The sequence below is a fragment of the Cryobacterium sp. Sr3 genome, from assembly GCF_004402835.1.
GTDB classification, from domain to species: Bacteria; Actinomycetota; Actinomycetes; order Actinomycetales; family Microbacteriaceae; genus Cryobacterium; species Cryobacterium sandaracinum.
Window position 1 is genome coordinate 1 of sequence record NZ_SOFA01000031.1, and the last position, 3,627, is coordinate 3,627.

General features: G+C 67.2%; 2 protein-coding genes. One reads left to right on the forward strand and one right to left on the reverse strand.

All coding sequences use genetic code 11. The annotated features are described in order from the left end of the window. The first annotated feature begins 343 nt into the window (after positions 1 to 343). Positions 344 to 730: a hypothetical protein gene (locus E3N94_RS08670; RefSeq protein WP_104099137.1), complete on the forward strand. Its 387-nt coding sequence runs from the start codon at positions 344 to 346 to the stop codon at positions 728 to 730. Positions 731 to 865: 135 nt separating this feature from the next. Here E3N94_RS08670 and ppsA read toward each other — a convergent pair whose 3' ends face one another. Further along, entirely contained in the window at positions 866 to 3,256 is a 2,391-nt protein-coding gene (gene ppsA / locus E3N94_RS08675) for a phosphoenolpyruvate synthase (protein ID WP_104099138.1), read from the reverse strand. Positions 3,257 to 3,627 lie beyond the last annotated feature (371 nt).

Here is a 3,627-nt window from a genome sequence, read left to right on the forward strand (position 1 = left end):
CGCTAGCCGCTGGGCGGGCGGCGCGGCCGGGCGGGCGGCGCGGGCGGGCGGTGCGGGCCGTCTCCTCGGGCCGCGTTCCGATCACTCGGCGGTCCGTCTCGTCCGCGAACCGCCCAGCGTCGCCGTTTCTGCCCAATGACGCCGCTCTACCGGCGACGCTGGGCAGCAACGGCGACTCTCAGCGCAGCAGCGGGTCTCCGGTGCCGAAACCGACACGTGCGGTCGAGTGTCACGAGGGAGTGGCCCCGCCGACGCCAACACGCACCCCGCAGGCCCCGCCCGCCGCTCCCATTTGCCGCAGACACCTGCCGCGCTAGGCTGCCAGCGGAAAAAAGGAGACACGATGAGCAACACGGAAAGCGGCGACGGGGCCGAGCGGTACAACACCAACCAGAACGGGTCCGAGCAGAGCATGGTTCCCGTCGAACGGACCCCCGCGGAGGCCACCGACCGCCTCTCGCGGAAATTCGCGCAGGAATCGAGGCTGCGCATCCTTCGGAGCACGGCCGCCGTCGCCCGGTCCGAAGTCGACGCGCTGGCTGCCGTGCACCTCGACCCCGACACCCTCGAGGACCTGCTCGACACGGCCAGCCCGCGGGCGGCCGCACGATTGCGCACATCCGAGCACGAGATCAGCGTGCGCGTCGCCGACGCCCGTGAGAAGGCGGAAGCCGCCGAGGCCGCATACGAGCAGGCCGTGCTCGACGACTTCGACGAGGCCGAGCGCTAACCACACCGAACACGTCACACGAAGACGGATGCCGCGCACCGGCATCCGTCTTCTGCTGCCGCCTCTCCTGCGCGACAAAGCGCCCTCTGCCGCCGCGCCCCTCCGACGGCGTGTCCCTAGTCCGGCGCATCCCTCCTACGCCGTGTCGTGGTCCCGCTCCGCCTGCGCGATTCGGCCCACCGTTTTGAGGAAGCTGTCCGGGTTGAGCGAGATGGAGTCGATGCCCTCCTCCACCAGAAAGGCCGCGAAGTCGGGGTAGTTGCTCGGCGCCTGCCCGCAAATGCCGATCTTGATCCCGGCGGCGTGGGCCTTCTGAATGGCCTCGCGGATCATCTGCTTCACGGCGTCATCGCGTTCGTCGAAGAGGGCGGCGAGGTCCTCGGCGTCGCGGTCGACGCCCAGCACCAGCTGGGTAAGGTCGTTGGAGCCGATCGAGAAGCCGTCGAACCGGGTGGCGAAACGCTCCGCCAGGATCACATTGGCCGGAATCTCACACATCATGTAGATCTGTAGCCCGGACTCGCCGCGCACCAGCCCGTTCTCCGCCATCACCGCGAGCACACGGTCGGCCTCGGTCACGGTGCGGCAGAACGGCACCATCACGATCACGTTGTCGAAGCCGATCTTCTCCCGCACCTGCTTGATCGCCCGGCACTCGAGGGCGAAGCCCTCCCGGTAGCGCTCGTCATAGTAGCGGGAGGCGCCACGGAAGCCGAGCATCGGGTTCTCCTCCGAGTGCTCGAAGACCGACCCGCCGATCAGGTGCGCATATTCGTTGGTCTTGAAATCGCTCATCCGCACGATCACGGGGTCAGGATGATACGGCGCGGTCAGCTTCGCGATACCGAGTGCGAGCGTTTGCACGAAGTATTCCTTCGGGTCCATATATCCCCGGGTGAGCTCCTCGATCTGACGGATGGCGGCCCGGTCGGTGACCCGCTCCGGGTGAACGAGCGCCATCGGGTGGATCTTGATCAGGTTGTTGATGATGAATTCCATCCGGGCCAGCCCCACGCCGTCGGCAGGCAACCGCCACCACTCGAAGGCGGCGGCCGGGCTGGCGATATTGACCATGACCTTGGTGCGGGTTTTCGGCACGGTGCCAAGGTCGATCTCCTCGGTTTCGAAAGCCAGCTTGCCCTCGAAAACGTAGCCCTCGTCGCCTTCGGCGCAGGAGATCGTGATCATCTGGCCATCCGTGAGCGTGTCGGTTGCGATCCCGGTGCCGACGACGGCCGGCACGCCCAGCTCGCGGCTGACGATCGCGGCGTGGCTGGTGGGACCGCCGTGGTCGGTGACGATGCCGGCCGCGCGGGTCATGATCGGCACCCAGTCCGGATCGGTCATCTCGGTGACCAGGATGGCGCCGTCGACGAACTTCTCGATGTCGGCGGGGTCCTTGATCACGCAGGCCACGCCGCTCGCGATGCTGTCGCCGATCGCGACCCCGGTCACCAGCAGCGGCCCCGTCTCGGTCCGGGTGCTCACCGTGAACCGGGTGCCGCTCGCCTGCGAGTGCACGGTCTCCGGGCGCGCCTGCACCAAGAACAGTTCGCGGGTCAGGCCGTCTTTGGCCCATTCCATGTCCATCGGCCGGCCGTAGTGGTTCTCCACGATCACGGCCCAACGGCCCAGTTTCACGATCTCCGCGTCGGTCAGCACGAACGCCTGTCGCTCCCGATCGGGGGTGTCGATGGTGCGGGTGCGGGCGCTGCCGCCCTTGGCGTAGACCATCTTGCGGGCCTTCTCGCCGAGAGTTTTCTCAATGATGGGCGTGCAGTCGGGCTGGTCGAGCAGTGCCTTGAACACCAGGTATTTGTCGGGATTGACCGTGCCCTGCACCACCGTTTCGCCGAGCCCCCAGGCGGCGCTGATCACGGCCACGCCCGGAAAGCCGGTGTCGGTGTCGATGGAGAACATCACCCCGGAGCCGCCGACGTCGGCTCGGATCATCTGTTGCACGCCGATCGAGAGCGCCACCTCGAGGTGGTCGAATTTCTTGACCTCGCGGTAACTGATCGCCCGGTCGGTGAAGAGCGAGGCGTAGCAGCGGCGGCAGGCGTCGAGCAGATCGCGCTCGCCCGTCACGTTGAGGAACGTCTCCTGCTGACCGGCGAAGCTGGCGTCGGGCAGGTCTTCGGCGGTGGCGCTGCTGCGCACGGCCACGGGCAGGTTCGGATGCCCGGCCTTCTCCGACAGTTCCCGATACGAGGCACGGATGCCGTCGGCAATGTCCGCGGGAAACTCACCCCCCAGGAACAGTTCGCGCAGGGCCTCGCCCGTGACGCGCAGCGAGGCGCGGCCGTCGTGGAACAGGTCGAGCTGGCGCCGCAGTGCCGGCTCGATCCCGTTCGCCGCGATGAACGCGCGATAGGCGTTCGCGGTCGTCGCGAATCCGTCGGGCACCTTCACGCCATCGTCGCTGAGGGCACGGACCATCTCGCCCAGCGACGCATTCTTGCCGCCGACCTGCGGAATGTCACCCAGTCCGATCTCGTTGAACCACACCACACTGCTCTCGAGCATTGTTCTTCCACCCCTCTGTGAGTTCTGCGACCCGGTGATCTACGGCCCTACGGCTCTGCGGCCCTACGGCCGCGTGGCCGCGTGGCCGCGTGGCCGCGTGGCCGCGTGGCCGCGTGTCACGCGGATTGCGCCACGTGATGGCAACCTACTCCCCCCGAAAGTGTCTCCGGCTCGTTGAACCGCGCCCCGAACGAATTCGACGGAGATTTTGCCAAAATCCATCCCAAACACACCGGAAAGCCGCATTTTCGCCAGAATCTCGGCTCTCCTGCTTCATCCGTGGGTTAAACCCGGCCGGGGAGTGCGGGTTTGTGGCCGCCGAGGCTGAGCATGGCCAGGGCGATGAGGGCGTCGGGTGATTTGAAGCCGAA

Bases quoted from the DNA above. Each gene is read 5' to 3' on its own strand.
- ppsA (WP_104099138.1), bottom strand. From the start codon at position 3,256: ATGCTCGAGAGCAGTGTGGTGTGGTTCAACGAGATCGGACTGGGTGAC.
- E3N94_RS08670 (WP_104099137.1), top strand. From the start codon at position 344: ATGAGCAACACGGAAAGCGGCGACGGGGCCGAGCGGTACAACACCAAC.